A 24,444-nucleotide genomic window follows, 5' to 3' on the forward strand; every position below is an offset into this window, starting at 1 on the left:
TTTAAAAAGCACTTTCCTCAATCATATCGACGAAGCAGAAACTATTAGGATAACACCTTGTTCATACTTCCACTCTGGTATCCAATTAAATCTAACGTAATATATTTGTAACCAAAATTCTGGAGTGCTTTCACGATTGAGTCATGATTCTCAAGAATCTCCTTCATATCCTTTGGTTCTACTTCGATTCTTGCAATATCCTGATGTGTTCGTACCCGAACCTGATGGATATCAAATGTTTTTAAATAAGCCTCTGCTTTTTCAACCTTCGTCAGCTTTTCTTTTGTAATATATTCACCGTACGCAATTCTTGAAGACAGACAAGCTAACGATGGTTTATCCCATGTTGGCAAATTAAATTCCCGGGATAATTCTCGAATTTCTTGTTTAAATAGATTCGCTTCTAGGAGTGGGCCGCGTATCCCCTTTTCCTTAGCGGCTTGCATTCCTGGTCGAAATTCATTCATATCATCGGCAATGACCCCATAAACCACATTTTGAAAACCCTTTTCTTCCATGACTGGAATTAGATGTTCAAACAAACTGCTTTTACAGAAATAGCACCGATTTTTATTATTTTCCGCGTACCCCGGAATTGCGAGTTCAGATGTTTCAATTACTTGGTGCCTGACACCAATTTGATTTGCCAGTACTTTTGCCTCTTCAAGCTCACTAGAAGGGTAGCTTTCAGTGTCTGCTGTAACGGCGAGAACATGGTCCCCACCTAATGCATCTACAGCCGCCTTTAGTAGAAATGTACTGTCCACTCCTCCTGAAAATGCTACAACCACGGATTCCATTTCTCGGAGAATAGACGTTAATCTTTTGTATTTCTCTGTTAGCATGGCCCTTTTCTCCTCCCATCCCTTATCTTAATTAAAGTCAGCCATTGTTAATTTATTTAGTAGTCTGTAAATTTATGTTTACCTTGGATTATATTGTCATGCTGCCAAAGCCGCCGTCCACTCGAATAAGCGTACCTGTTACAAAACTTGATGCTTTATCAGAGGCAAGCCAAACCGTTGCACCTTGCAATTCATCCGCTTCCCCAAAGCGATTCATTGGAGTATGTCTCATGATTGATTCAATGCGTTCTTTGTCTAATATTTTTCGATTTTGTTCTGCAGGGAAAAATCCCGGAATAATAGCATTGACCCGAATACCATTCGGAGCAAATTCACGTGCTAAAAATTGTGTCACACTATTGATACCTGCTTTTGATACGGAATACGTAAACACTCTTGAGAGTGGTGTTGTTGAAGAAACAGATGAGATATTAATAATGCTTCCTTTTCGGTCCTGGTCAATCATTTTCTTCGCAAAGATCTGGCAGGTTAATACAATGCCTTTTAAATTTATATCCATAATTTTGTCCCATTCATCCATACCAAGTTCAAAAAATGGAGTAGCACTGTTTGTACCTGGGGCATTTAAAAGAATATCCCAGCCGCCGGACCATTGTTCGATTTCATTCGCAACGTTAACTAAAGAATCCTTTGAACTTACATCTGCAGAAAAGGCTTTTGCCTTTCCACCACTTTCTACGATTTCCTTGACAACTTCCTCTGCCTTTTCAAGATTACGTCCTACAATCGCTACTTTTGCACCATGTTCTGCCAAGCCTTTTGCCATTGCTGATCCTAAAACACCATTTCCACCAACTGCGACAGCAACTTTTCCAGTTAAATCAAATATTTTTGACATCATTTATCTCTCCCTTTTTTCTATTAAAATAAATCCCCATTTTCATTGAAAGGAATTTCATAAAGATCTGAACTTACCTCCATATTCGGATGCTGCTTTACATATTCGAGTAAAGGCTCAGACACTTCAATTTCACTTAACACTAAGGTATTTTTAATGCGGACTAATTTAACATTTCTAAAATCTAAAATATTACAAGTTTTAATTGCTGCTTGGATTGCTTGTTTATCATTGGGTAATGTTGTAGCAATTTTTGTAGGAGCAACAACTGTTGAGGTTAACCCATTTGCATAAGTTCCCTCTTTATCCATCTTGTCTACTAGCCGTTGTGTTGTAAAATCAGCCGTCCCAACGCCATTGGCATTTCCCTCGGATTGATGAGTTACATCGAGTACCACCATTTTATTTACATCTGGTCCGCCAGTTGCATAAGGTGTTGGATACCGCCCCGTAATATTTGGATCCATGCCATCCCCACTAATATTTTTACCGATTTCATCGATGACAAGGACATCTAATTGATCAAAGAAAAGCTTTGGTAATAACTCTTTTGCTTGCTTTTGAAGTTTATGTTCTTTATTAATTATCTCTTCTGGAGTAAGAACATCAATAATTGCTACTTTATCAAATGCATTTTCAACTGTTGCCACTCCGAAAAGTATCGGTGTCTTTTCCATGATGATTTTCGCCATTGCTGGGACATTTTCTGCCATATATTTAAAACCCATTTGATGACAGGCTTCTGCCCCTTTTTGCTTCCCTAATCCAATGCTAATCATCTTCATAATTCCACTTTCAACAGGTCCACGAAAGGCTGTATGTGGTTTTACTCGGTTAATAATAACAATTCCGTCGGCTTCAGAAGCAAATTTATCCACATAAACAGGTAACCCATTCGGAAGCTCACTAATTTTCACAACCTCCATTGAGGAGCGAATCTCACACCCAACGCTATCCTCGGTCACCCCTAGATGGGCTAAAACTTCGCGTTGCCCCTCTGCTGTCGCACCTCCGTGGCTGCCCATACTTGGGACAATAAAAGGTTTTGCTCCTAAGTCTTTTAGAAACTTGACCGTCACTGCAGTAATTTCAACGAGGCGATCGAGGCCTCTGCTTCCAACTGCTAAGGCGATTTCCATCCCTGGCTGAATTTTAGTCTGAATATGTACTTGCTGTAATTGTTCAATAAGCGCAGAGCCAAGATCATCAATCTTTTTGTTATCAAAGTTAACTTTGACTTTGGCCATTTTAGGAACTGGAATATCTTTTAATAATTCCTGAAGAATACCCATGTTTACTTCACTCCTTTATTTACTTATTAAGTTTCCTCATTCGTTACTTTTCCATGTATTTATTAGGATTATTAACAGTTCTTCTGTAATCCCTTTCAAAAGAAGTTTTAAAAAAATAAGGTTATTTTCCTTTAATTTGTTTACCAAACAAACTAATTACCTGTATAATATCATTATGACTAAAATACGTCAATATTTATAACTTATTTCTTTTTTTTAATAGCAAGGAGGTTCTTTATGCTCACTGGAGATGCAGCATTTATCAAAAAAATAAACAGATCTTTGATTTTAAGTAAAATTGTTGAGCATAAATTGATATCTAGGGCAGAGCTTGCCAAAATTACAGGATTAAATAAAGCAACCATTTCTGTACAGGTATCAGATTTATTGGACAAAGAACTAATTTATGAAACACAGCAGGAACACAAAAGTTTGGGAAGAAGGCCCATCATGCTCTCCGTTAATCGAGAAGCAGGGTTTGCCCTGGGAATTGATCTAGATAAAAATTCAATTACTTTTACCATTTCGGATTTAATTGGTACTTCTATACACACAGAGATATTAGAACTCCATGTCTCAGAATATAATTTCATTCTTAAGATATTAATCGATCAGATCAATAATTATAAATACAAATTCAATCATACTCGTTACGGTCTTGTTGGAATTGCCATTGGAATACACGGAATTGTCAACAAAGATGAAATAATTGATTTTGTCCCACAACACGGCTGGAAAAACAAAACCTTAAAAGAGGATTTAGAAAAGGCAATCGGAATTAAGGTTTACATCGAAAATAATGCTAACCTTTGCTCCATTGCAGAAAAAGTCTACAAGCACCACCAATGCAACAACTTATTATCCGTCAGTCTGTATTCGGGAATTGGTCTTGGTTTCATTATTAATGATACATTATTCAAAGGATTTCACGGTTATGCAGGCGAGATAGGGCATATGATTGTCGTCCCAAATGGACTCCCCTGCCGTTGCGGAAATTTGGGTTGTTGGGAACAATACGCTTCCGAATTAAGTTTTATTACCCAATTAGCTAAGGATCAAAAGAACCTAGCTTTTAACTATAATGATTTCCAAAATCGGATGATTGAATATGACCCTGCCTTACAAAAAGAGATTGATCGATTTATCATGTTTATTTCAATTGGTTTAAATAATTTGATTAATCTTTATAATCCTGAAATATTAGTGGTCAATAGTGAAATCCTCCGATTATATCCTAATGCAGCTGAAGAACTTAAAGCCCATCTCACATCTTCCATTAGTCATTATTCGGAATTGGTGATCTCACAATTTGGGAAAAGGGCGTGTATCATGGGAGCCTGTGCATTGGCAATTCAAAACTTCTTAGGAGTTTCAGAGCTTTGTTTAACTTTGAGTGAGGAAGGCTTTCTCGATAAATAGAAAAAGCAAAAAGTAACAAAAGCCCTCACTTCCGAGGGCTTTTTCTTTTTCCTATAGGAATTTACGAAAAAACGAGGAAATCAACGCAATTATAAGAAAAAGATTGATGGTTACACTTTCATGCCAAATGTCCCCGTTTTCATGACGTTTGTTTCCGTTTTCAGTGAGATTGTTTAAAACTTGATAATGAATGATAATAAGAGTATCAAATTATTAGGAGGAATTGTAATGAAGAAACTAATTAATTTAGTAGTTAAACAAATCGAAAAAAATAGTGAATACATTCCATTTCATTTAGCTGAACCAGTCAGAACCAATTCACACAAATAAAATGTGAATTGGTTTTTTTTGTTTAAAATTTAAAAAAAGTGCCTGACACTCTAGTGTCTGACACCCATTTTACTTAAAACCAATCGCTATAGCCTAATTTTCTCAAGTGGTTTGCTGATATTTCTAGACATTCAAATGGATCACGGCCATAGGTATCATCTTGTTCTACCAAGAAATACTGTGCTCCACTCTCAAGTCCAGCTTCCATGATTGATTTGATATCAAGATTTCCTTCACCAAGTTCAGCAAATTCAATGGTATTCGTGAATATGTCAAAGAATTTAGCCATGTCCTTAAAGTCAACATCGCTTAAATCCATTTGTCCAATTCGATAATCCTTTAAATGTAATAGTGAAATACGGCCAGTATAGCCTTTAACAAATTCCACAGGATTTACGCCTGCTCTTTGAATCCAGTGAACATCCAATTCAAATCCAAGCTTAGTGGTATTATTTTTAATGATATCTAATAAATATTCACCATCGAACTTTTGGAATTCTAAGTGGTGTGTATGGTAATACAATTCAATTCCATATTCTGCTAATCTGTGAGCCATCTCTTCAGCTTTAGCAATAAACTCCATGATTTGATCTTTATTCCCCATAGCCATTAACGGCATCATGCCAATTCGTAAAAAGTTACAATCAAGAGTCTTGCAATCGTTTACGATTTTTTCAAAGTCATTTGTCAATGTCTCACCAGGCATACCAGGAAGCATTAGTTCTACCGCAGCAGAAAGAGCAGCAATCTTAATATCAAAATCTTCACTCGCTCTTTTTATCTCTGCTACGTTCTCTGGAGTCATAGGGATTTGAGAAATTTCAACGGCATGATAGCCAAGCTCACTTACTTTTCTCATTGTTTCATAGGCACCTAACTCTTCAACTTTCCCCTTTAGCATCATCATTTGGACACCTATTTTTCCCTTTTTCATTAAAATACCCCCATTTGTATGGATTGTTTTTTCTTTGATGACAGGTGAATCGCATCAATTATCGCAATGGATGCAAGGGCATCTTTTGCATGGATATAGTCTTCTGTGTTTTCGGTAATGGCGGAATAGAATTGATTAATTGTTTTTGCATGACTAGCTCCATAATAATGTTTCGAACCTGGCAGCTTCGCATCCCCCATTAATTCTACTTTTTCCCCTGCTTCATTCACTCTTGTGAGGATGCTATCTTTGATGGTGAACCTTTCTTTTTCAAAAAGAACCTCAAGTTCAACACTAGAATTATCTGCATTCGCATTGGTAGCAAAGAATAACCCCTTAGCACCATTTTTAAACTGCATACGGGCGGAAGCAGTATCCTCAACTTCAATGTTATAATCTAATAGTTGATCAACTGAACCTCTAATCCATTCAATTTCACCGCCAACCAGCTGCATTAGGTCTAATGTATGCAGCGATTGATTGATCATCACTCCACCGCCGGCATATTTCCATTGCCCACGCCACGGCCGGCTGTCATAGTATTCCTTTGATCTAAACCATGCTACTAGACCCTTAACCCCTTGGATAGAACCATATTCACCAGAGAGTACAATCTCTTGAAGTTTTTCAAAGGATTCATTGTTGCGATTCTGCAAACAGACACCGATATTAATGTCCTTGTGTTCTTCCTCTAATTTCACCAGAGCAAGCCCTTCTTCCGTATTCAATCCCAATGGTTTCTCTAGAAAAACATGAACACCTTTTTCCACACAAGCCTTCGTAACAGGATAGTGCAGGTAATGGGGCAGACATATATGAACACAATCCAATTCTTCTTTTTCAAGCATTACTTCATAGTTACTGTAAAAGGTTGCTCCTGGTACCGAATTCGATAATGTTTCGTCATTATCACAAACAGCCGTCAACTCAACATTTGGGTTAGCTTTTATCGCCGGAATATGAATATTTGAAATCGTCCCCAGCCCTATAACTGCAATCCTCAGCATTTGCCTATCCCCTTTTTTTTGAAACGAACTCGGGAGCTGCATAGCAATGAGTTCATTTCCTGTATGTTTAATTACTTTCTAACCGGATATTTACCTTCTACAGTAATACGTTTATTTAATTCTTCTAGGAATAAATCTTCATCAAATGGTACTTCAATTTCCTTATCTAACCAGCTTGACAGGTGCATTGCATTTGCAAGTCTAACACCATTAATACCGTCGCTGCCTGGTGCTAATAATGGTGTACCTTCTACGATTGCTGAAGAAAAGTCTTCTAATACTGCAATGTGTTGTTCGCCCCAAACATTGCCAAAATCAAGTACTTCTTCAGTGAAAATATCAGCTGCGCCTCCGCCCATAAACAGCTTCATTACATCTGACATATCCATTGAAACGCTCATTTCATTTTCAGATTGTTTCAGGCGTTTGATCGTTACTTTTTTACTATCGTCTACCACGATTTTTCCTTTATCACCTAAAATTTCTAAACGGTCTGTCCCCATTACATCGTGTGTACGAGTAACGAATACACCGGTAGCACCATTTCCATAATCAAATACAGCAGTCACATCGTCTTCAACCACAATATCTCTTTGATAGCCATAGTTTAATTTTGCATAAACCTTTTTCGGCATGCCGCACATCCATTGAAGCAAGTCAATTTGGTGTGGCGCTTGGTTTACAAGGACACCGCCGCCTTCTCCACCCCAAGTTGCTCTCCATTCACTTTGGTTGTAGTACCCTTGTGGTCTCCACCATGTTGTAATAATCCAGTTAGTATTGCGAATGCTGCCAATCTCACCATTATCAATAAGTTCTTTAACTTTTTTATAAAGAGGATTTGTACGCTGGTTAAAGAAGATTGCAAACTTAAGTTCAGGCTTTGTTGCTGCAAAGTCGTTTAACTCTTTCACTTGTTTTGTATAAACACCAGCTGGTTTTTCAACTAATGCATGAATATTTCTTTTTAGTGATTCGATTCCCATTTCAGGATGTAGATAATGTGGAACAGTTGTAACAACTGCATCAACATCACCACTTTCAAGCATATCGATATAATTATCGTAGAAGGGAACACCAGGATACTTCTCTTCTGCTACTTGTTTTTTAGCAGGATCATTATCACAAATCGCACCAATCACCATGTTTTTTACTTTGCCTTCAGTGATAAAATTAGCGTACATACCACCCTCTGCACCTAATCCAATAATTCCTAATCTTACATTAGCCATAATTAAATTCCCTCGCTTTCAATTTTGTTAAGGATTTCCAAAAGTGCTTCATATTGAAGCTTGTAGCCGCCGGCACCATCCAGCCCTTTGTTGTCTTTAATGATCTCAGTTGCATCTTCAAGTTCTAAATCCTTTAAAGAATCAAAAAGAACGAGATGCGGCTCAAGGGTTAAAAAGCCTTTATAGCCGCTCTTAATAAAACGAGCTAACAATTCCGGAATTTTACCTTCTCCGGTTCCACAGACAACGTTTTCACTTTCAGCGGTTACAGCATCCTTTATGTGTATATAAACAATCTCATCTTTTAAGAGATCGTAACACTCCACTGTGTCTTCACCGCACTGAACGAAATTAGCGAAGTCAAAAATCCCTTTAAAGTATGGAGAACCAACTTCTGTTAAAATCTCCTGACAGCGTCTTCCGATATCACCAAAGATATCCTTTTCATTTTCATGCAGTAAAATTACATTGTACTTTTCAGCAATGGCTGCAAATTCCTTAAGCTTACGAACAACTTCTTCACGATATGGGTCGGCATGATCACTCTTTGGAATATAAAAACTAAATATACGGATATATTGACAATCTAAAAGGTTTGCAATTTTGCAGAGTGTGTTCAACATCAGCTTTTGTTTAGCAAAGCCTTCTTCATCATTAATGAACACTTTACCAATAGGTGAGCCGATGGAAGAAACGCCAATTCCCGCCTTTTGAAGCCTTGGCTGGACGTTTTCTTTGATTTCATCGACAGTAAAATCGCCTATGTTCTTCCCATCTATACCTCGTAACGAAATATATTTCATACCTAAATTTGAGATAACCTCAAGTTGGGTATGAAAATCAGATGAAATTTCATCTGAAAATCCTGAAATTAATAAATCTTGATTCATTTATGCTTTACCTCCTAATTAACAGGAATGTTGCGGCTAGTTTTTGTTTTACGATACTTGGACGGTGTAGTTCCAACCTTCTCTTTAAAAAAGCGGCTGAAATGAGCAACACTTTCAAAGCCTGATGAACGAGATACCTCTGTAAGAGATTGGTTCGGTTCCATTTCCAACAAATATTTCACTTGATTAAGTCTGCAAGCCATTACGTACTCCATTATCGTAAATCCAGTGACTTCTTTAAATACATGCGAAGCATAATACTTACTAAGATTTAATTCAGAAGCAATTCTGTCTAAACTAACTTTTCTTACATAATGATCATTTATCCAAGATGCGATTTCCTCGGCATGGAGTTCCTTTTCTGACTTTTTACTGGTGATTTGAGACAATTGCTTTTGACTCATCTTATAAATACCTAACAATAATTGAACTAACTCAAGTTTCACTTCAGCTTCTAAAAACTCATTCTTCTTCCCTATTTGCTGTGCTTCATCATCAATATGTTTTAATGAAGCAACGATTTCTTTAATCCGTCCATCCACAAATTGCCCTGTTTCATCATAACTTGTGCGAATCAGGCAATTGTTCAGTTTTTTAAACGGATCTAACAAATTGGGTATACCAAGAGCGTTTAATAACTCTTGCAGCCATGTCGGTGAAAAATGAAGTATACTTCTTGTGTAAGGACTGCTTGTTCCAGGATTAGGTTTATGCAATGTCATCCCATCCAATAGGATGATATCACCAGGCTGAAGTTCATAAATCCGATTGTTAATTAAATATTTACAATCCCCGGAATGAAAAAAATAAATTTCATACTCCTGGTGAGAGTGAAAATCAGAAATATAGTTTTCCATACCTTTTATTCTGTAGAAAGCATTTATCCACTCATCCATTATTTTTGATTTATAAGGAAAGTTGATTGGCTTATCCATGGCTCACACCCTTAAAAGTAACCGCTGTCAATTTAGTTTGTTAACTAAACATACTTATATGTTATTACACTTAGTAACAAAAATCATTCTCTTATCCTGCTGTAAAATACCTTTAATTTGTCTGAGATTGCTTTTCAGAAAAACATTACAGACAATTTTTATAAAAAATAGAGACAAAACTAACATTTAATGGCTAGTTTTTGTCTCTATTAGTAATGTTCTAATTCAATTCAATTATTCCATCCAGTTGGTATGGAAAACTCCTTCTTTATCAACACGTTGATAGGTGTGAGCACCAAAGTAGTCACGTTGAGCTTGTAACAAATTGGCTGGGAGTGTTTCAGTACGGTAGCTGTCATAATATGCAATCGCACTTGCAAAGGATGGAACAGGAATTCCACGCTCAATTGCCACAGCAAGAACTTGACGTAATGGCTGCTGATAATTCTCAACGATATCTTTAAAGTAAGGATCTAACAATAAGTTTCTTAATTCAGGATCGCGATCATACGCATCCTTAATTTTTTGTAAGAATTGTGCACGAATGATACAGCCGCCGCGGAAAATCATAGCGATATCACCGTAACGAAGATTCCAATCGTATTCTTCTGATGCAGCACGCATTTGTGCAAAACCTTGTGCATAAGAAACAATTTTACTCATATATAATGCTTTACGAACTGCTTCGATTAATTCTTCTTTATTGCCTTCAAAGCCCTTAACTTCTGGTCCATTAAGAACCTGACTTGCCTTCACACGTTCATCCTTCATTGCTGAAATAAAACGAGCAAATACAGATTCAGTGATAATTGGAAGTGGAACACCTAAGTCTAAAGAATTTTGGCTTGTCCATTTACCCGTACCCTTTTGACCAGCTGTATCGAGGATTACATCAACCATTGGTTTACCGGTTTCTTCATCCACTTTTGTAAAGATATCAGCCGTAATTTCAATCAAATAGCTGTCTAATTCGCCTTTATTCCATTCAGCAAAGACCTCATGAAGCTCTTTTGCATCCAAACCAAGGACATTTTTCAAAATAAAATAAGCTTCACAGATTAGCTGCATATCTCCATATTCAATTCCGTTATGAACCATTTTCACATAGTGACCGGCACCATTCGGACCAATATACGTACAGCAAGGATCGCCCTCTACTTTTGCAGAAATGGCTTCTAAGATTGGTTTAACAAGATTGTAAGCTTCTTCTTTACCGCCTGGCATGATAGAAGGACCTTTTAATGCGCCTTCTTCTCCACCTGAAACGCCAGTACCGATAAAATGGAATCCTGCTGTCTCTAGCTCCTTATTACGTCTGATTGTATCTTGGAAGAATGTATTCCCACCGTCAATTAGGATATCGCCTTCTTCAAGAAATGGCTTCAAGGAGTCAATTGTAGCATCTGTTGCAGTACCAGCTTTAACCATTAATAAAATTTTACGAGGCTTTTCTAAAGAATTAACGAATTCTTCAACAGTACGTGCACCTGCAAAGTTTTTTCCTTCTGCTTCATTCTTTAAGAACTCTTCTGTTTTTTCATAAGAACGATTAAAAACAGCAACAGAATAACCGCGGCTTTCAATATTTAATGCAAGATTTTTCCCCATTACTGCTAGACCAACTACGCCAATTTGTTGTTTTGCCATTCTAAATACCTCTACTTTCTTTATGTATTATTAATCACCATCATTAACATACCATCCATAATAACGATTAAAAGTGAGAACATCAAGCATTTAAGTTCCTCTTTATCCTTATCAAGGATTGAACCTAGGAAAGTAAGGAGGGGAACCTAACAGAACCCCTGCCTATAGTTTTTTTCAAAATTACCGCTTTAAAAAGTATTCTTCGGCATTATCATAGCAAATGTTCCGTACCATTTGCTCCATGTGATTCATGTCATTTGGGGCTAACCCATTTTCAACCCATTCGCCAAGGAGATTACACAGAATACGGCGGAAATAATCATGACGTGCATAAGATAAGAAACTGCGTGAGTCTGTTAGCATACCGATAAAGTGACTAAGTAATCCGACATTGGCAAAATCCTTCATCTGTCTCTCCATACCATCAATATGGTCTAAAAACCACCAGCCAGAGCCTAATTGAACTTTTCCCGGTATCCCTTCTTCATAGAAGTTCCCCATCATACCTGCCAGCATTACATTGTCTTTTTGGTTTAAGTTAAACAATACTGTCCTCGGCAATGCATTTTCTTGGTCTAAGGAATCTAAGAAACGAGATAATCCTTCTGCCATATTAGTTTCTCCAACTGAATCAAATCCTACGTCAGTTCCAAGAAGTTCTTTCATTCTTGTATTATTGTTTCTCATCGCTCCCATATGAAGCTGCATAACCCATTGTTTCTCCGCATACATCTTTCCAAGCTCTTTTAATAAGTAGTAACGGTAGGAAACCAATTCACTAGTTGTAAGCTCTAAGCCTTTTAATCCTTTATTGAAAATTTCTTCAATTTCCTGTTTTGTAGATTCTACGTATTCCATGCTCTGAATGTCATGGTCCGATGCACGGCCTCCGTTTTCATGGAAGTAGGCAACTCGTTGTTTTAATGCAGCCAGTAATGCATCAAATGAATCCACGTGGATACCTGAAACTTGAGATAACTTTTCAATCCAGCTAGCGAAAGTTGGACGTTCTATAAACATTGCACCATCAGGACGGAAGGTTGGAGCAATGATTGTTTTAAAGGTGTCATCATTTTTCAGTAATTGATGGTATTCTAGTGTGGAAATTGGATCATCTGTGGTTCCGATAAACTTCACATTTGATCTCTCAATTAAACCTCTTGCAGTGAATTCAGACGTTTGTAATTTTTGATTACATTCTTCCCAAATTTCACGAGCCGTATCTGGGCTTAATACTTTATCAATCCCAAAATACATTTTTAATTCTAAGTGCGTCCAATGATATACTGGGTTTCCAATTAAATAGGGAATTGTTTCTGCCCATGCGGCAAATTTTTCCCAATCACCTGCATCTCCAGTAATGTATTGCTCTCCGATACCATGCATTCGCATTGTCCGCCATTTATAATGGTCACCGCCAAGCCAGATTTGAGTAATATTTTCATAAGACTTGTTTTCCCAAACTTCCTTCGGGTCTAAATGACAGTGAAAATCAAAAATTGGTGAAGAAACTGCTGCATTTTCATAAAGCTTAACGGCCGTTTCTGTATTTAACAAAAAGTTTTGATCCATAAATTTTTTCAACGAATACCTCTCCTTTAGATAGAAATTCATACGGTTAATTCATTTATTCTGTAAACCCTTACAGAAATAAAAAAGTGGGTATAATATATAAACTCTCTTTAATTTGTTTATTAAACAAATTAATTACATTAATAATTTATCATGATTAATTTGTTAAGTCAATTAACTATTTAGTAAATATGAGAATAATAACGACCTTTTAATGAAAGAACTGATATAATAGTAATATACACACGTAGTGCGAAATGGAGGATATGGATATAGATGGTTACCGGTGATGCGGCATATATAAAGAAAATTAATCGCTCTTTAATTATTAGAGAAATTATTAAAGAAGGAATGATTTCAAGAGCGGATCTTTCCAAAAGCACGAACTTAACCAGAGCAACTATCTCTGCACAAGTTGCTGATTTGTTAGCTGAGGGGCTAATTATAGAGACTCATCTCGAACATTTCACAGTTGGAAGGAAACCAATTATGCTCTCTTTAAACGGACAAGCTGGCTATGCGCTTGGTATTGATCTTGATTTTGGTCAAATATCATTTACATTAACCGATCTTCTTGGCTGTCCTGTTACATCCCATATTATTAGAATTAGTACGGTGGAATATACAGAAATTTATCCACTTTTAGTTGAACAAATTAAGAAGTACAAAACTGAATTTAATGACAGTCGTTATGGCATAGTTGGAGTTGTAATCGCCATCCATGGCTTGGTAGGAAAAGATGAAATCATTCATTATGTTCCACGGTTTAAATGGCATGGTATCAATTTAATAAGTGATTTAGAAAGAGAGATCGATCTGCCGATTCATCTTGAGAATAATGCAAATCTAAGCTCTTTTGCAGAGCGTGTTTATATCCATCATGAAACAGACAATCTGCTATGTACTACCCTCTATTCGGGTATCGGTCTCGGTATGATGATGAACGATGATTTTTTCCGAGGCAAAGAAGGCTATGCCGGCGAAATTGGTCATATGATTGTTGTACCTGAAGGTAAACCATGTAATTGCGGAAATAAGGGATGCTGGGAAAAATATGCGTCCGAAACAGTTATATTTGAAAATCTGTCTGAAAAAAGACAAATCAAGAACCTTACCTACGAACACATTCAAACTTGGCTAGATGAAGGCGACGAGGAAGTACATGAAATGATGGAACAGTTCATCTTCTATCTATCGATCGGATTGAATAATATGATTAATATGTATAACCCTGATGTGCTCGTCATTGACAGTGAACTGTTGCGAATCTATCCAGACTCTCTTAATAAAATTACCAAGAATCTAAATTCTTCAATCAGTCATTATCGTGAATTAATGATCTCTACAATCGGAAATAAATCTTGTGTCCTTGGGGCGTGTGCACTTGCTATCAAACAATTTCTAGATGTCCCGATGTTAAATTTACCCTATGATATAAAAACCAATCAAATTGGAAGCGCACTCACCTATTGATGATCACTCTCCTTATATAACAAAAACCCCTTTATCTAAAAGGGGTTTTTTTGATGTTATTATGCACTTTTTAAATTATCATTAACCTTTTGTTTATCTTTAAGTTCATCAATAATCTTTTTATAAAGATCCTCAGTTAAATTATACAGAACAATTAAGATAACTGCTGCAATTAAGTTTAGTCCGGCTGGAACTAAGAACATTAATCCTTTTATACCAAGGAGTGTGCCTGCTGTTTGCTCTGCATTTGGAACATAACCGATTAATCCAAGGGCAACGCCAGGAATAAAACCAGCTAGCGCCTGTGCTAGTTTCCGGAAGAAACTGTAACTTGAATAGACAATCCCTTCTGTCCGTTGTCCTGTTTTCCATTCGTGATAATCCACTGCATCCGCGACCATTACCCATGGTAAACCTAGTGCAAAACTAAGACCTAGGCTTCCAATTGTAAGTAATATTATGAAAGTCGGTACATTTGCTGGTAAAACAAAGTTGGCAACATCTGCAGCAATTCCAATAAGAAGACCGATAATAAAGGTTTTCTTTTTTCCAAGTCTTTTAACAAGTGCTGGAATAAAGAATGAACCAATGACAGCGATTCCAATACTAGTAAATGAAAGCAAAGACATAAGACCTGGATTACCTAAATTATATTGTAAGTAATATAACTGTACAGCTGTGCGGAGGTTACTCCCCGCAACCATAAACAAACAAACGAAACATAGGGCAATTAGTGGTCTATTACTTAGCAATAATTTGAAGAGCTTTGACATCGGAACTTTTTCTTCTTCTTTTTTAGGCAGCCTAACAACATTTTCATTTGTATTACGATAGCAAATATAATGGAATATTACCCCAATTAGCGCCATCGAACCGATTCCTACGGTATATCCTAATTTTTGATCCGGAAAATATAAAACAATTGGGATAACAACCATCCCGGAAATAAGCATTGCAAATTGGCTCCCAATAGCGCGGAAGGATCCAAGAGATGCTCGGTCCACAGATTCTTGGGTCATGGAAGCTGCGAGTGACCCATAAGGAATATTAACAATGGAATACGACAACCCAAAGGCCATATAAGTTATAAAAGCAAAAGCAATTTTTCCTGTATCTGAAAAGTCAGGTGCCATGAAAGAAATAACCGTCATAATGGCAAGCGGAATCGATCCAAATAAAATGAACGGCCGGAATTTACCTCGTTTCCCTACCTTCCGTTTATCTATAAAAGCACCTACCGAGGAATCTGCAAATGCATCAAAAATTTTCGATACTAAAAATACTAGGCCGCCCCAATAAGCCGAAATCCCAAGAATATCTGTATAGAACTTCAGTAAATAAATTTGCCCCATATCAAACATAAATCCGTTACCCACATCACCTAAACCGTAGGAGACTTTTTCTTTTAAGGATAATCTTTTTTGGGCACTATTCTCCATCATGACTCCTTCTTCCTGTTAAATTAAGTTAAACTGTAACCCTTTTCAAAACTAGATAAAAAATATAAGATTTGAATTTAAACCTGAAAAAATTTTTTAATTTGTTTATTAAACTAACAAACTGTCTGCATAGATAGAATACCACCGTCGACAAATTCCGTCAATAATAATTTGTAAGCGGTTGTCATCCAGTTCCACCTATTTATAAATATTAATCAGCAAGATTCAATTTTGGAGTTCATCACATAAGCAGAAAAGGCTCCGATTTCCATGAAATCGGAGCCTTTGTTTACCTATTTAATTTCAGCCTTTTCTCTTTTCAGCTAAATCAATTGCAAGTTGCGCTGTACGCTTTTTGTTTAATGGATAACAGAATACAATGATTAGGAACACAACACCAAGTGTGATTGCAGGTACAAGAGTTCCAAGTGTATGAATTCCTTGAAGAGTATCCGCTGTTTGTACTTTAAGAGTTGGATTATAACCAACTGCTGCAATTGCTGCACCGCCAACACCGCCGGCAACTGCTTGACCCACTTTACGTGCCATCGAATAGATTGAGTAAACGGTTCCATCTTCACGTAAGCCAGTTAAATACTCATGATAATCAATAACGTCCGTAACGAAAGCCCAAATGACTAGGTTGAAAAGACCATAACCAAACATACCAATTGTTAAGACACTAATAAATTGTGTTCCAGTTAAATTTGGAAGGAAATATAAAAGCGTATATACAAGTGTTGCTAATAACAAACCACCGGAAGCTACTTCTTTTTTACCAAATTTTTCAACTAATGGTTTTACCATTGGCATACCCACAAATACTGCTGCTGCTTGAAGAAGACCTACCATACTTAGTGCTTTAGCATTTCCAAAGTAATCTTTAAATAGATAAACGTTTACTGCACCAATTAGCATAAAGACAACCAAGAACAATAATGAAGCAATGAGGAACCAAATTAATGGTTTGTTTTTTCCAAGACCTTTCATTGTTTGTTTTAAGTTCACTTTTGGTTTAGTTGTTTCATCCATTACAATTCGTTCAACCGATAATTTATAACAAGCCATATAACAAGCAAGTGCAAGTGCACCGAAAAGTAATGCAGCTAAGATGAAGCGATTAGCATCCGGTTTGTTGTTAACAAACAGAATCATTGGACCAGCCACGTTAATAATTAACCCAGCCAAATTTCCACCTAATGTTCTCCAGCTTGATAGTGTTGTACGTTCAACAGGATCGCCTGTGATAACGGAAGCCATTGATCCGTAAGGAATATTAACTGTACTATAGAGTGTTCCCCAAATAATATAGGTTACATAAGCATATGCAAGATAAAATCCATCTGACATTCCTGGGATGTGAACAAACATTAAAATACCAGAAATTATAAGCGGGAAAGACATCCTGAAAATCCAGGGCTTGAATTTTCCATTTTTCCCTGCTTTTCTTGTATCAATAAAACGGCCCCATGAAACGTCGGCTACTGCATCCCACAAACGAGCTAGTAAGAATAATCCACCGACTGCAGCAGGATTAATGTGAAAGACATCAGTATAGAAAACCATTAGGAATGCGGCAACTAGAATAAAGAAGAAATCGTTCCCCCAATCCCCAAACATATAACCAATTTTGTCTTTCATTCCAAACTTTCTAAATTCATTGGCAGAACCTTGAACAGCTGCTTTTTTTGCTGTTTGACTCATTTTGACCCCTCCATTATGCATTTATTTTGTAATTTGCCCTTATAACCTATACCTTTAAATCATTTAAATTCTTTGAACCTTTAATACTTTGAAATCCCTTTCAAACATTTTTAAAAAAAATATAAGTTCACTTCTTTAATTAGTTTAATGAACTAATTAATTTGTATAGATGTATATTATCATCGACTAATTACACAGTCAACAGATTTATGTAAGCGTTTAATAAAAAAAATTCCAATTATATAAAGCCCCTTTTCTTTAAGTAATCAAGTGGTTTAGTTTTGAAGCAAAAGTCCGACACGTAATGTTCAAGAACGTCACTTATTGTTCATTACTGAGCAAAGTTATTTTTTTTATAATAAATATATTGAACTAAATATATAAAAAAAGGTCGTGTATTTTATGGAGAAATTACTTTATGTAACTGCGAATCCAAAAGGCATCGAGAAGTCAAAGGGACTTAAAATAGGGGAAGCCTTCCTTGAGTCTTTCCAACAAGAGCGTCCCGACATTGAGATTAAGAAAATGGACTTATTTTCTTTGGAATTTCCGCAAATGGACGCCGATTTGGTTTCTGCAAGGGGGAAATTAGCCGGTTACGGATATACCTTAGATCAACTTTCAGAGATTGAACGAGAAAAGATACTTAAAATGCATGCTCTCGCTAATGAGTTTATCAGTTATGATTACTTTGTCTTTGTTTCTCCAATGTGGAATCTTAACTCCCCCGCCATTTTAAAAGCATTTATAGACAATCTATTTATTGCTGGTAAAACATTTGCTCATACCGTGAACGGACCAAAAGGACTATTAACAAATAAAAAAGCCATTCACCTCCAAACAAGAGGTGGTCAGTATACTGGTACTCCTATGGAAGCGTTGGAATCGGGTGATCGTTATTTAAAAATAGCTCTCCGTTTCTTGGGGATTGAGGTTATGGATTCTGTTATTACTGAAGGATTTGATATTAATCCGCTTAAGGTACCTGAAATTCTTGCAACAGGAGAAGAAAACGCCAGGCTTGCAGCAAAGGAATTCATGCGTAAGCCTGTCACAATCTAGGCTAAAAATGACATTGGGTTTCCTTTAATAGAGGGAAGCCTTTTTTTATTATCTATCTTTGTCATAAATATCTAATTCATAGTATAATTGGAAAGATGCATAAATTAGATATTTGATATTTTCAATAGTTAAGGAAAGTCATTCACAAAACCAGGAGAGTCTTCATGTTAAAAGATTTTGTCTCAAATGCAACACTATTAATTGCTTCCTTTTCTATTATGGGAGTGTTATTTAAAGATAAGCCATTATACACATCCTCACCACTTTCCACCAAACTTTATTGGGGCCTTTGTTTTGGAATTTTAGGAAATGTATTAATGGCATTTAGCATTCAAATAAATTCAAGTACTATTGCAGATTTACGCCATTTGGCCATTGTTATCGCTGCAATCTTTGGTGGTTATATACCCGGGTTGCTGACTGCAATTCTGATTGCAGCAGGAAGAATCATTCTTTTTGGTATTAATGAATCGTCAGTGCTGGGAGCGTTCGGAGCGATATTGACTGGGATACTTTATGGGGGCCTTTCAAATATAAATATTTCAAGAACCCTTAAAGCTTTCCTATTGAATTTAATCGGGGTGTTTATTACTTCCATCATTTTTATAATTAGAATTGATAATTCACATGTCCTTCAAAATGTTTTAATCATGCATAGTATTATCTCCCTCATAGGTGGTTTTTTTGCCTATCATTTTTTTGTTTTCGTGGTTAATTCGTATGAAGTACAGTCTCAATTAAAACAGAATGTTAAAAAATTGAAGGAGACGGAAGAGAGATTCCGACTCCTAGCTGAATATTCAAGCGACATGATTACCATGCACAATGAAAAAGCCGAATATATATACATTTCACCTGCAGTTAAAGAAATTATCCATTTTGAATATCCTGAACTTCTTGGTAAAAGGATGGATGATTTTATTCATCCTGAAGATATTGAGTATACAAAAAAGATGTTTGAAAAAGCACTTCTCAGAGGTGTGGCTGAATCAACCTACCGATACCGGACAAATATGGGAGATTACGTATGGATTGAATCCACTCTTAAAAGTGTCCATTTTGAGGAAGATGGAAGCAAAAAAGTGATTATCGTTTCAAGGAATATTACCGATCGCAAACTAACGGAACAAAAATTACAAGAGGCCAATGAATTGCTAAATCGTCTCTCCTATATGGATGGTCTAACAGGGATAGCCAATCGAAGATATTTTGATGAAACGCTTGACAAAGAATGGGCAAATTCTGTTACAACCCATTCACCGATCACCTTGATTATGTTCGATATTGATTACTTTAAGAAATACAATGATACTTATGGCCATTTAACCGGTGATTTTTGCTTACAATCCATTGCACAAGCTATTAACAATCAAATGTCTGTTAACTCTCATTATACTTTTTGCCGTTATGGCGGAGAGGAATTTGCTCTCATTTCCCCTTCCATAACCATCGAGGAAGGGATGAAAATTGCATATCAAATTCAAGAGACAATTAAGATACTCAAAATCCCTCATATTAATTCTAAGATTGCTGATATTGTTACACTAAGTATTGGAATAGCCACAATGGTTCCAACATCTATTGAAAAACCTCAGGCATTAATCCAAATGGCTGATTCTGCATTATATTTATCTAAAACAAAAGGTAGAAATACAATTTCATCTTCTCATTTAAGTTTGGAAGGCTTGTAAATAAACAGGCCTTCCTTTTTTTATCAAATTCAAACAAATTTTTCTAAATATTTTGCACACTTTGTTGTATAATGAAGAATATACAAGTAAAATTTTCCTTTCAGCCCTTTATGGATGGTGATGTTAATGGAAATTACGAGACATCTTTTTTTTAACCTTTCAATATATATCATCATTTTGTTTTTTTGTTTGATTCTTTTCGACAATTGTAAAAAAATCACCATTTCGAAGTCCTCACTTACGATTTTTTTTATTGCTATGTTATGGTTATGTATTCAATTCTCATACAATCCGACGCCTTCTGCCAGATATGATTTAAGGATTATTCCTCTTGTTTTAGGTGCCCTATATATTGGAATTGGCCCGATTCTAATTGGATCAATTATTATCATAAGAGGTTTCTATGGCTTTGATTTAGGCTTTTATTTAACAATGATGCTATATGCACCTCTCACAGTAGTATTTTGGCGATTATATCCATGGTTTTTAAAGCAAGTGGCCGCACGCCGTATTTTAGTGACCGTATGTATGGGAATAACCCTCGGCATATTGACAGTCATTGGGATGAGTTTCGCCCATCCCCATTCTAATTGGCTGGATGCTTGGATAGCGTTCCTGTTCCTTCCCTCACTCGGAATTGGGATCATTTCATATGGAATCGAATTTGTTAGAAGAAATAATGAAATGCAACAGGAGTTAATTAAAGCCGAAAAGTTAAAAGCAGTGGAACAAATGGGTGCAGCCATTTCCCATGAAATTCGAAATCCATTAACAGCTGCCAGCGGTTTTGTTCAGCTCTTGCAAGATGATTACCTTTCTAGACAAAAACGGAAAGAATATTTATCGATTGTAAAAGAGGAGTTAATTTCTGCTGAACGGGTTATTCAAGACTATTTAACCTTTGCTAAACCATCACTCGAGGCATTTGAAGAACTAAATGTAAAAAGTGAATTACGGCAAATCATAAATATACTTCAGCCATTAGCGAACCAAAATTCAGTCGAGGTTAATACGGACTTTTCCGTTATTGGGTTTATAAAAGGGGATCTCCAGAAGTTTCGGCAATGCTTTGTAAATGTCCTTAAGAACGCAATTGAATCCATGCCTAATGGAGGTTATTTAACAATAACCACTGAGTACAGTAAAAACTTCGTGACCATTAGTGTGAAAGACACAGGTGTTGGAATGACCATTGAACAGTTGGAGCGATTAGGGGAACCCTTTTATTCAACAAAAGGAAAAAATGGAACAGGCTTGGGGATGATGGTGGTCTATAGCATTGCTCGTGCAATGGATGGAACCATTTGGGCTGAAAGTGAAATAGGAGTAGGAACCACGTTTTATTTTAAATTTCCAACCATCTCTTCCATGATGAAAAGTGAAAATATTATCAGTTAAAACAAACCGACAAAAGCTAAACTTTTGCCGGTTTGTTTGTTTTTATTTTCCGATAAACATTTGGGTCCAGTGTTTGCCTGTCTGTTCAAATCCTACCCCAATATGAGTAAAATTTGAACTTAAAATATTTTTGCGGTGCCCTTCACTGTTCATCCAGGCAGTTACTACCTCTTGTGGTGTACGTTGTCCTTGAGCAATATTTTCACCTGCAGATTTATAGGTCACACCAAAGTCCCTCATCATGTCAAATGGAGATCCATAAGTAGGGCTTGTATGTGAGAAATAATTTTTTTGCTGCATATCCAGTGATTTTTTCTGAGCAACACCGCTTAGCTGGGTATCTGCCTTTAATGCCGGCAGTCCATTTTTACTTCGTTGTGCATTAGTTAAGTCAATTACTTGTTGTACGTATTGACTAACAGTACCAGTTGTTGGAGCATTTTGCGTTTGAGTTGTCTGTTTGGGAGCCGGTGTTGCTTGCCTTGTTGGTGTTGCTTGTCTTGTTGGTGTTGTTTGCTTTGGTACTGGTGCTGTGTGCTTTGGTACTGTTTGATGAATTGGCGCAGGTTGCCCTGCCGGTGTCTGTCCTGTCGGTCCTTGTTGTTGGATAAAGGGTTGTATCTGCTGAAACGCCCAATTTCTTGGGTCGATCGTAATATACTGGTATTTCGCATCCCGGATCAATATCGCTCTAGTATGAGGATATTGATTACTGTTCAATGATGTCTGATAGGCAGAAATCATATCATTATCATTGTTGTTGTTATAATTTTTCTTATATTTCCGTTTTTTATTGAACTGATTTACATCAAGATCCGATTCACTGTTATTATTGTTTGTATAATCCTCAGTTAATGGACCATTATGGTCAATCCCATCATCTCTCCCATTACGTACATCCATGTACGGGGTGTTATCTCTCGTATCGGTGTTCATTCCGACACGATTATTTGCCTGGTTATTAATATCATTCTTATCATTGTTATTACAAGCAGCAAGTCCCATTGTTAAGACCGCTGTTAACAGTAACCCCACAGGTTTTTTTATCAATCGAAATACCTCCTCTTGAAAATCTAGTTGCTCTCTTAGTTTTGATGTTTTTCAAAGAAAGTATTGATGGAAAATAAACGTATTCAAGTATCAGGCTGCCTACTTTTCCATAAAAAAAAACCAACAAATGCAACTGTCGGCTTCGTTAACAAACTTATTCTTATTAAGAGGTTTATTTTTCTAACATTGGAATCCGGCCTTTATATTTGTTAATAAGTTCGCGATTATGTTCTTCAGCACTATCAGCATTGCCACTTTTAAAAATTGGCGGTTCAAAATTATTTTCAATCATTAGACTGATGGCTTCTACCATTATTCCATTCACAATTGCTATTCCGACGACCGTTGATCCAGACCCAAAGCTTATGTCAAGATTCTTGTGCTCCATTAAGGCATCCCCCACCTTAATATGATTATCAATTGGAAGGTCAGTTGTATAATACAAATACTTACCATTTTTATGTCTTGAGGTCACATTTTGTGTATATATAAATGATGTAATTCCAATTACAAACGCACCCTTATTTTTAGCAATTTCGGCAACATCTATAGGCACGGGGTTCCTGCCTGAGGTTGATACAACAATGACAATATCTTGAGGATGAATCATTACATTGGTCATAAATTGTTCAGCAAAATCATTTTCTTTTTCTAATTGGGACGAACGAACAGCCCCTTTATGAAGCATTAAATCTTCCATAAGGATTGGGTTTATTGGCACTAGTCCTCCAGCTCGGTAAAATAATTCTTCCGCTAGGATATGGGAATGTCCGCAGCCAAAGACATGAACGATTCCATCTTTTTGGATGCACTGAGCGACTTTCTCTGCAGCTATTTTGAGGCTTTCATTTTCATCTCTTTCAATTGAGCTTAATAATTCTTTAAGCTCGTGGAAGTATTGTTTGTACATATTAAATAACCTCCAATATATGCTATCATCGTTTCATCTGAATCATAAACTTGTAACGATCTGCACGATAAACAGATTTAACGAATTCAAGAGGGGTATTATCGTTTAGAAACGTATTTCTTTGGATTAGCATAACTGGTGCTCCACTGCTAATTTTCAAATAATTCGCCTCACTTTGGCTGGCAATTGAGGATTCAATGATTTGTGACGCACTATGAATTTTTAGATCTAAATGCCCTTCAATGTGCGAGTATAAGGATCTATTCACAATTTCTTCTGTTAATCCTTTGACAAGATTCGCTGAAATATAATTTGTTTCTAAGGCCATGGGAACACTGTCTGCCATGCGAATCCGCTTAATTTCATATACAGGTCCATATTCAGAAATCAAAAGCTGTCCTGCGATTTGTCTTGTCGCAGGAATAATTTCAAAATGAATTAATTGGCTTCCCGGTTCTAGCCCTCTTGCTTTCATATCTTCCGTAAAGCTTGTCAAACCTTGGAGGGGCTGTTCGATTTTTCTTTCTGCAACAAAAGTTCCCTTTCCTTGCAACCGATACAAATAGCCCTCATTAACTAACTGTGTAAAGGCCTGTCTAACTGTCATTCGGCTAATTTGATATTTTTCGGCATATTCCCTTTCTGGAGGGAGAGCATCACCGGGTCGCAGTTCGCCGTTTTCAATTAATTCTTTGATATATTCTTCAATTTGATAATAAATTGGAATGGGAGAATTCTTAATAATCATTTTCCTC

At 36.5% G+C, this 24,444-nt stretch carries 20 protein-coding genes; 5 read left to right on the plus strand and 15 right to left on the minus strand.

What is annotated here, in order from left to right:
* Positions 1 to 44: 44 nt before the first annotated feature.
* From larE to RCG22_RS10320, 3 genes are all read right to left on the minus strand, one after another.
* Positions 45 to 845: an ATP-dependent sacrificial sulfur transferase LarE gene (gene larE / locus RCG22_RS10310; RefSeq protein WP_308106750.1), complete on the minus strand. Its 801-nt coding sequence runs from the start codon at positions 843 to 845 to the stop codon at positions 45 to 47.
* Between the two features lie 88 nt (positions 846 to 933).
* On the minus strand, positions 934 to 1,704 hold the full coding sequence (locus RCG22_RS10315) for an SDR family oxidoreductase (RefSeq protein WP_308106751.1): 771 nt from the start codon (positions 1,702 to 1,704) through the stop codon (positions 934 to 936).
* Positions 1,705 to 1,727: 23 nt separating this feature from the next.
* Positions 1,728 to 2,996 (minus strand): nickel pincer cofactor-dependent isomerase, group 22, encoded by a 1,269-nt coding sequence (locus tag RCG22_RS10320; protein ID WP_308106752.1) that lies wholly within the window; start codon positions 2,994 to 2,996, stop codon positions 1,728 to 1,730.
* A 237-nt stretch (positions 2,997 to 3,233) separates the two neighbouring features.
* Between RCG22_RS10320 and RCG22_RS10325 the strand changes: the two genes are divergently transcribed.
* Positions 3,234 to 4,415: an ROK family protein gene (locus RCG22_RS10325; protein WP_308106753.1), complete on the plus strand. Its 1,182-nt coding sequence runs from the start codon at positions 3,234 to 3,236 to the stop codon at positions 4,413 to 4,415.
* A gap of 403 nt (positions 4,416 to 4,818) precedes the next feature.
* On the opposite strand, the gene RCG22_RS10330 is transcribed toward RCG22_RS10325, so the two are convergent.
* The 7 genes from RCG22_RS10330 to uxaC form a co-directional block, all read right to left on the minus strand.
* A complete protein-coding gene (locus RCG22_RS10330) occupies positions 4,819 to 5,679 on the minus strand; it encodes a sugar phosphate isomerase/epimerase family protein (protein ID WP_308106754.1) in 861 nt (286 codons plus the stop codon).
* A complete protein-coding gene (locus tag RCG22_RS10335; RefSeq protein WP_308106755.1) occupies positions 5,679 to 6,686 on the minus strand; it encodes a Gfo/Idh/MocA family protein in 1,008 nt (335 codons plus the stop codon). The genes RCG22_RS10330 and RCG22_RS10335 overlap by 1 nt, the downstream gene beginning before the upstream one ends.
* Positions 6,687 to 6,757: 71 nt before the next feature.
* Positions 6,758 to 7,918 (minus strand): Gfo/Idh/MocA family protein, encoded by a 1,161-nt coding sequence (locus RCG22_RS10340; RefSeq protein WP_308106756.1) that lies wholly within the window; start codon positions 7,916 to 7,918, stop codon positions 6,758 to 6,760.
* Positions 7,919 to 7,920: 2 nt separating this feature from the next.
* Entirely contained in the window at positions 7,921 to 8,808 is an 888-nt protein-coding gene (locus RCG22_RS10345) for a sugar phosphate isomerase/epimerase family protein (protein WP_308106757.1), read from the minus strand.
* A 14-nt stretch (positions 8,809 to 8,822) separates the two neighbouring features.
* A complete protein-coding gene (locus RCG22_RS10350) occupies positions 8,823 to 9,743 on the minus strand; it encodes an AraC family transcriptional regulator (protein WP_308106758.1) in 921 nt (306 codons plus the stop codon).
* A gap of 234 nt (positions 9,744 to 9,977) precedes the next feature.
* A complete protein-coding gene (gene gndA, locus RCG22_RS10355; RefSeq protein ID WP_098260746.1) occupies positions 9,978 to 11,390 on the minus strand; it encodes an NADP-dependent phosphogluconate dehydrogenase in 1,413 nt (470 codons plus the stop codon).
* Between the two features lie 180 nt (positions 11,391 to 11,570).
* On the minus strand, positions 11,571 to 12,974 hold the full coding sequence (gene uxaC / locus RCG22_RS10360) for a glucuronate isomerase (protein ID WP_308106759.1): 1,404 nt from the start codon (positions 12,972 to 12,974) through the stop codon (positions 11,571 to 11,573).
* Positions 12,975 to 13,238: 264 nt separating this feature from the next.
* Here uxaC and RCG22_RS10365 point away from each other — a divergent pair, with 264 nt between their 5' ends.
* On the plus strand, positions 13,239 to 14,435 hold the full coding sequence (locus RCG22_RS10365) for an ROK family transcriptional regulator (RefSeq protein ID WP_308106760.1): 1,197 nt from the start codon (positions 13,239 to 13,241) through the stop codon (positions 14,433 to 14,435).
* A gap of 59 nt (positions 14,436 to 14,494) precedes the next feature.
* Here the strand turns inward: RCG22_RS10365 and RCG22_RS10370 are convergent, their stop codons facing one another.
* Both RCG22_RS10370 and RCG22_RS10375 read right to left on the minus strand, forming a co-directional pair.
* Positions 14,495 to 15,877 (minus strand): glycoside-pentoside-hexuronide (GPH):cation symporter, encoded by a 1,383-nt coding sequence (locus tag RCG22_RS10370; RefSeq protein ID WP_308106761.1) that lies wholly within the window; start codon positions 15,875 to 15,877, stop codon positions 14,495 to 14,497.
* Positions 15,878 to 16,177: 300 nt separating this feature from the next.
* The gene (locus RCG22_RS10375) at positions 16,178 to 17,578 is read right to left on the minus strand and encodes an MFS transporter (protein ID WP_308106762.1); all 1,401 of its coding nucleotides are present in this window, start codon (positions 17,576 to 17,578) and stop codon (positions 16,178 to 16,180) included.
* Positions 17,579 to 17,980: 402 nt separating this feature from the next.
* On the opposite strand from RCG22_RS10375, the gene RCG22_RS10380 reads away from it, so the two are divergent.
* The 3 genes from RCG22_RS10380 to RCG22_RS10390 all read left to right on the plus strand — a co-directional run bounded on the left by RCG22_RS10380 (position 17,981) and on the right by RCG22_RS10390 (position 21,729).
* Positions 17,981 to 18,640 carry an FMN-dependent NADH-azoreductase gene (locus RCG22_RS10380; RefSeq protein ID WP_308106763.1) on the plus strand — a complete coding sequence of 220 codons (660 nt, stop codon included), beginning with the start codon at positions 17,981 to 17,983 and terminating at the stop codon, positions 18,638 to 18,640.
* A gap of 164 nt (positions 18,641 to 18,804) precedes the next feature.
* Positions 18,805 to 20,331 carry a GGDEF domain-containing protein gene (locus RCG22_RS10385; protein ID WP_308106764.1) on the plus strand — a complete coding sequence of 509 codons (1,527 nt, stop codon included), beginning with the start codon at positions 18,805 to 18,807 and terminating at the stop codon, positions 20,329 to 20,331.
* Between the two features lie 258 nt (positions 20,332 to 20,589).
* On the plus strand, positions 20,590 to 21,729 hold the full coding sequence (locus tag RCG22_RS10390) for an ATP-binding protein (RefSeq protein WP_308106765.1): 1,140 nt from the start codon (positions 20,590 to 20,592) through the stop codon (positions 21,727 to 21,729).
* Between the two features lie 42 nt (positions 21,730 to 21,771).
* Here the strand turns inward: RCG22_RS10390 and RCG22_RS10395 are convergent, their stop codons facing one another.
* The 3 genes from RCG22_RS10395 to RCG22_RS10405 all read right to left on the minus strand — a co-directional run bounded on the left by RCG22_RS10395 (position 21,772) and on the right by RCG22_RS10405 (position 24,437).
* The gene (locus tag RCG22_RS10395) at positions 21,772 to 22,779 is read right to left on the minus strand and encodes a CAP domain-containing protein (protein WP_308106766.1); all 1,008 of its coding nucleotides are present in this window, start codon (positions 22,777 to 22,779) and stop codon (positions 21,772 to 21,774) included.
* 172 nt (positions 22,780 to 22,951) lie between these two features.
* On the minus strand, positions 22,952 to 23,689 hold the full coding sequence (locus RCG22_RS10400) for an SIS domain-containing protein (protein ID WP_308106767.1): 738 nt from the start codon (positions 23,687 to 23,689) through the stop codon (positions 22,952 to 22,954).
* Positions 23,690 to 23,714: 25 nt separating this feature from the next.
* A complete protein-coding gene (locus RCG22_RS10405) occupies positions 23,715 to 24,437 on the minus strand; it encodes a GntR family transcriptional regulator (protein WP_098260737.1) in 723 nt (240 codons plus the stop codon).
* Positions 24,438 to 24,444 lie beyond the last annotated feature (7 nt).

This window comes from Neobacillus nitrireducens (assembly GCF_030915405.1).
GTDB lineage: Bacteria > Bacillota > Bacilli > Bacillales > Cytobacillaceae > Neobacillus.

What these genes read in the sequence shown, in the direction of transcription:
- larE (WP_308106750.1), bottom strand. Translation starts at nt 845, where the DNA reads ATGCTAACAGAGAAATACAAAAGATTAACGTCTATTCTCCGAGAAATG.
- RCG22_RS10315 (WP_308106751.1), bottom strand. Translation starts at nt 1,704, where the DNA reads ATGTCAAAAATATTTGATTTAACTGGAAAAGTTGCTGTCGCAGTTGGT.
- RCG22_RS10320 (WP_308106752.1), bottom strand. Translation starts at nt 2,996, where the DNA reads ATGGGTATTCTTCAGGAATTATTAAAAGATATTCCAGTTCCTAAAATG.
- RCG22_RS10325 (WP_308106753.1), top strand. Translation starts at nt 3,234, where the DNA reads ATGCTCACTGGAGATGCAGCATTTATCAAAAAAATAAACAGATCTTTG.
- RCG22_RS10330 (WP_308106754.1), bottom strand. Translation starts at nt 5,679, where the DNA reads ATGAAAAAGGGAAAAATAGGTGTCCAAATGATGATGCTAAAGGGGAAA.
- RCG22_RS10335 (WP_308106755.1), bottom strand. Translation starts at nt 6,686, where the DNA reads ATGCTGAGGATTGCAGTTATAGGGCTGGGGACGATTTCAAATATTCAT.
- RCG22_RS10340 (WP_308106756.1), bottom strand. Translation starts at nt 7,918, where the DNA reads ATGGCTAATGTAAGATTAGGAATTATTGGATTAGGTGCAGAGGGTGGT.
- RCG22_RS10345 (WP_308106757.1), bottom strand. Translation starts at nt 8,808, where the DNA reads ATGAATCAAGATTTATTAATTTCAGGATTTTCAGATGAAATTTCATCT.
- RCG22_RS10350 (WP_308106758.1), bottom strand. Translation starts at nt 9,743, where the DNA reads ATGGATAAGCCAATCAACTTTCCTTATAAATCAAAAATAATGGATGAG.
- gndA (WP_098260746.1), bottom strand. Translation starts at nt 11,390, where the DNA reads ATGGCAAAACAACAAATTGGCGTAGTTGGTCTAGCAGTAATGGGGAAA.
- RCG22_RS10365 (WP_308106760.1), top strand. Translation starts at nt 13,239, where the DNA reads ATGGTTACCGGTGATGCGGCATATATAAAGAAAATTAATCGCTCTTTA.
- RCG22_RS10370 (WP_308106761.1), bottom strand. Translation starts at nt 15,877, where the DNA reads ATGATGGAGAATAGTGCCCAAAAAAGATTATCCTTAAAAGAAAAAGTC.
- RCG22_RS10375 (WP_308106762.1), bottom strand. Translation starts at nt 17,578, where the DNA reads ATGAGTCAAACAGCAAAAAAAGCAGCTGTTCAAGGTTCTGCCAATGAA.
- RCG22_RS10380 (WP_308106763.1), top strand. Translation starts at nt 17,981, where the DNA reads ATGGAGAAATTACTTTATGTAACTGCGAATCCAAAAGGCATCGAGAAG.
- RCG22_RS10385 (WP_308106764.1), top strand. Translation starts at nt 18,805, where the DNA reads ATGTTAAAAGATTTTGTCTCAAATGCAACACTATTAATTGCTTCCTTT.
- RCG22_RS10390 (WP_308106765.1), top strand. Translation starts at nt 20,590, where the DNA reads ATGTTATGGTTATGTATTCAATTCTCATACAATCCGACGCCTTCTGCC.
- RCG22_RS10400 (WP_308106767.1), bottom strand. Translation starts at nt 23,689, where the DNA reads ATGTACAAACAATACTTCCACGAGCTTAAAGAATTATTAAGCTCAATT.
- RCG22_RS10405 (WP_098260737.1), bottom strand. Translation starts at nt 24,437, where the DNA reads ATGATTATTAAGAATTCTCCCATTCCAATTTATTATCAAATTGAAGAA.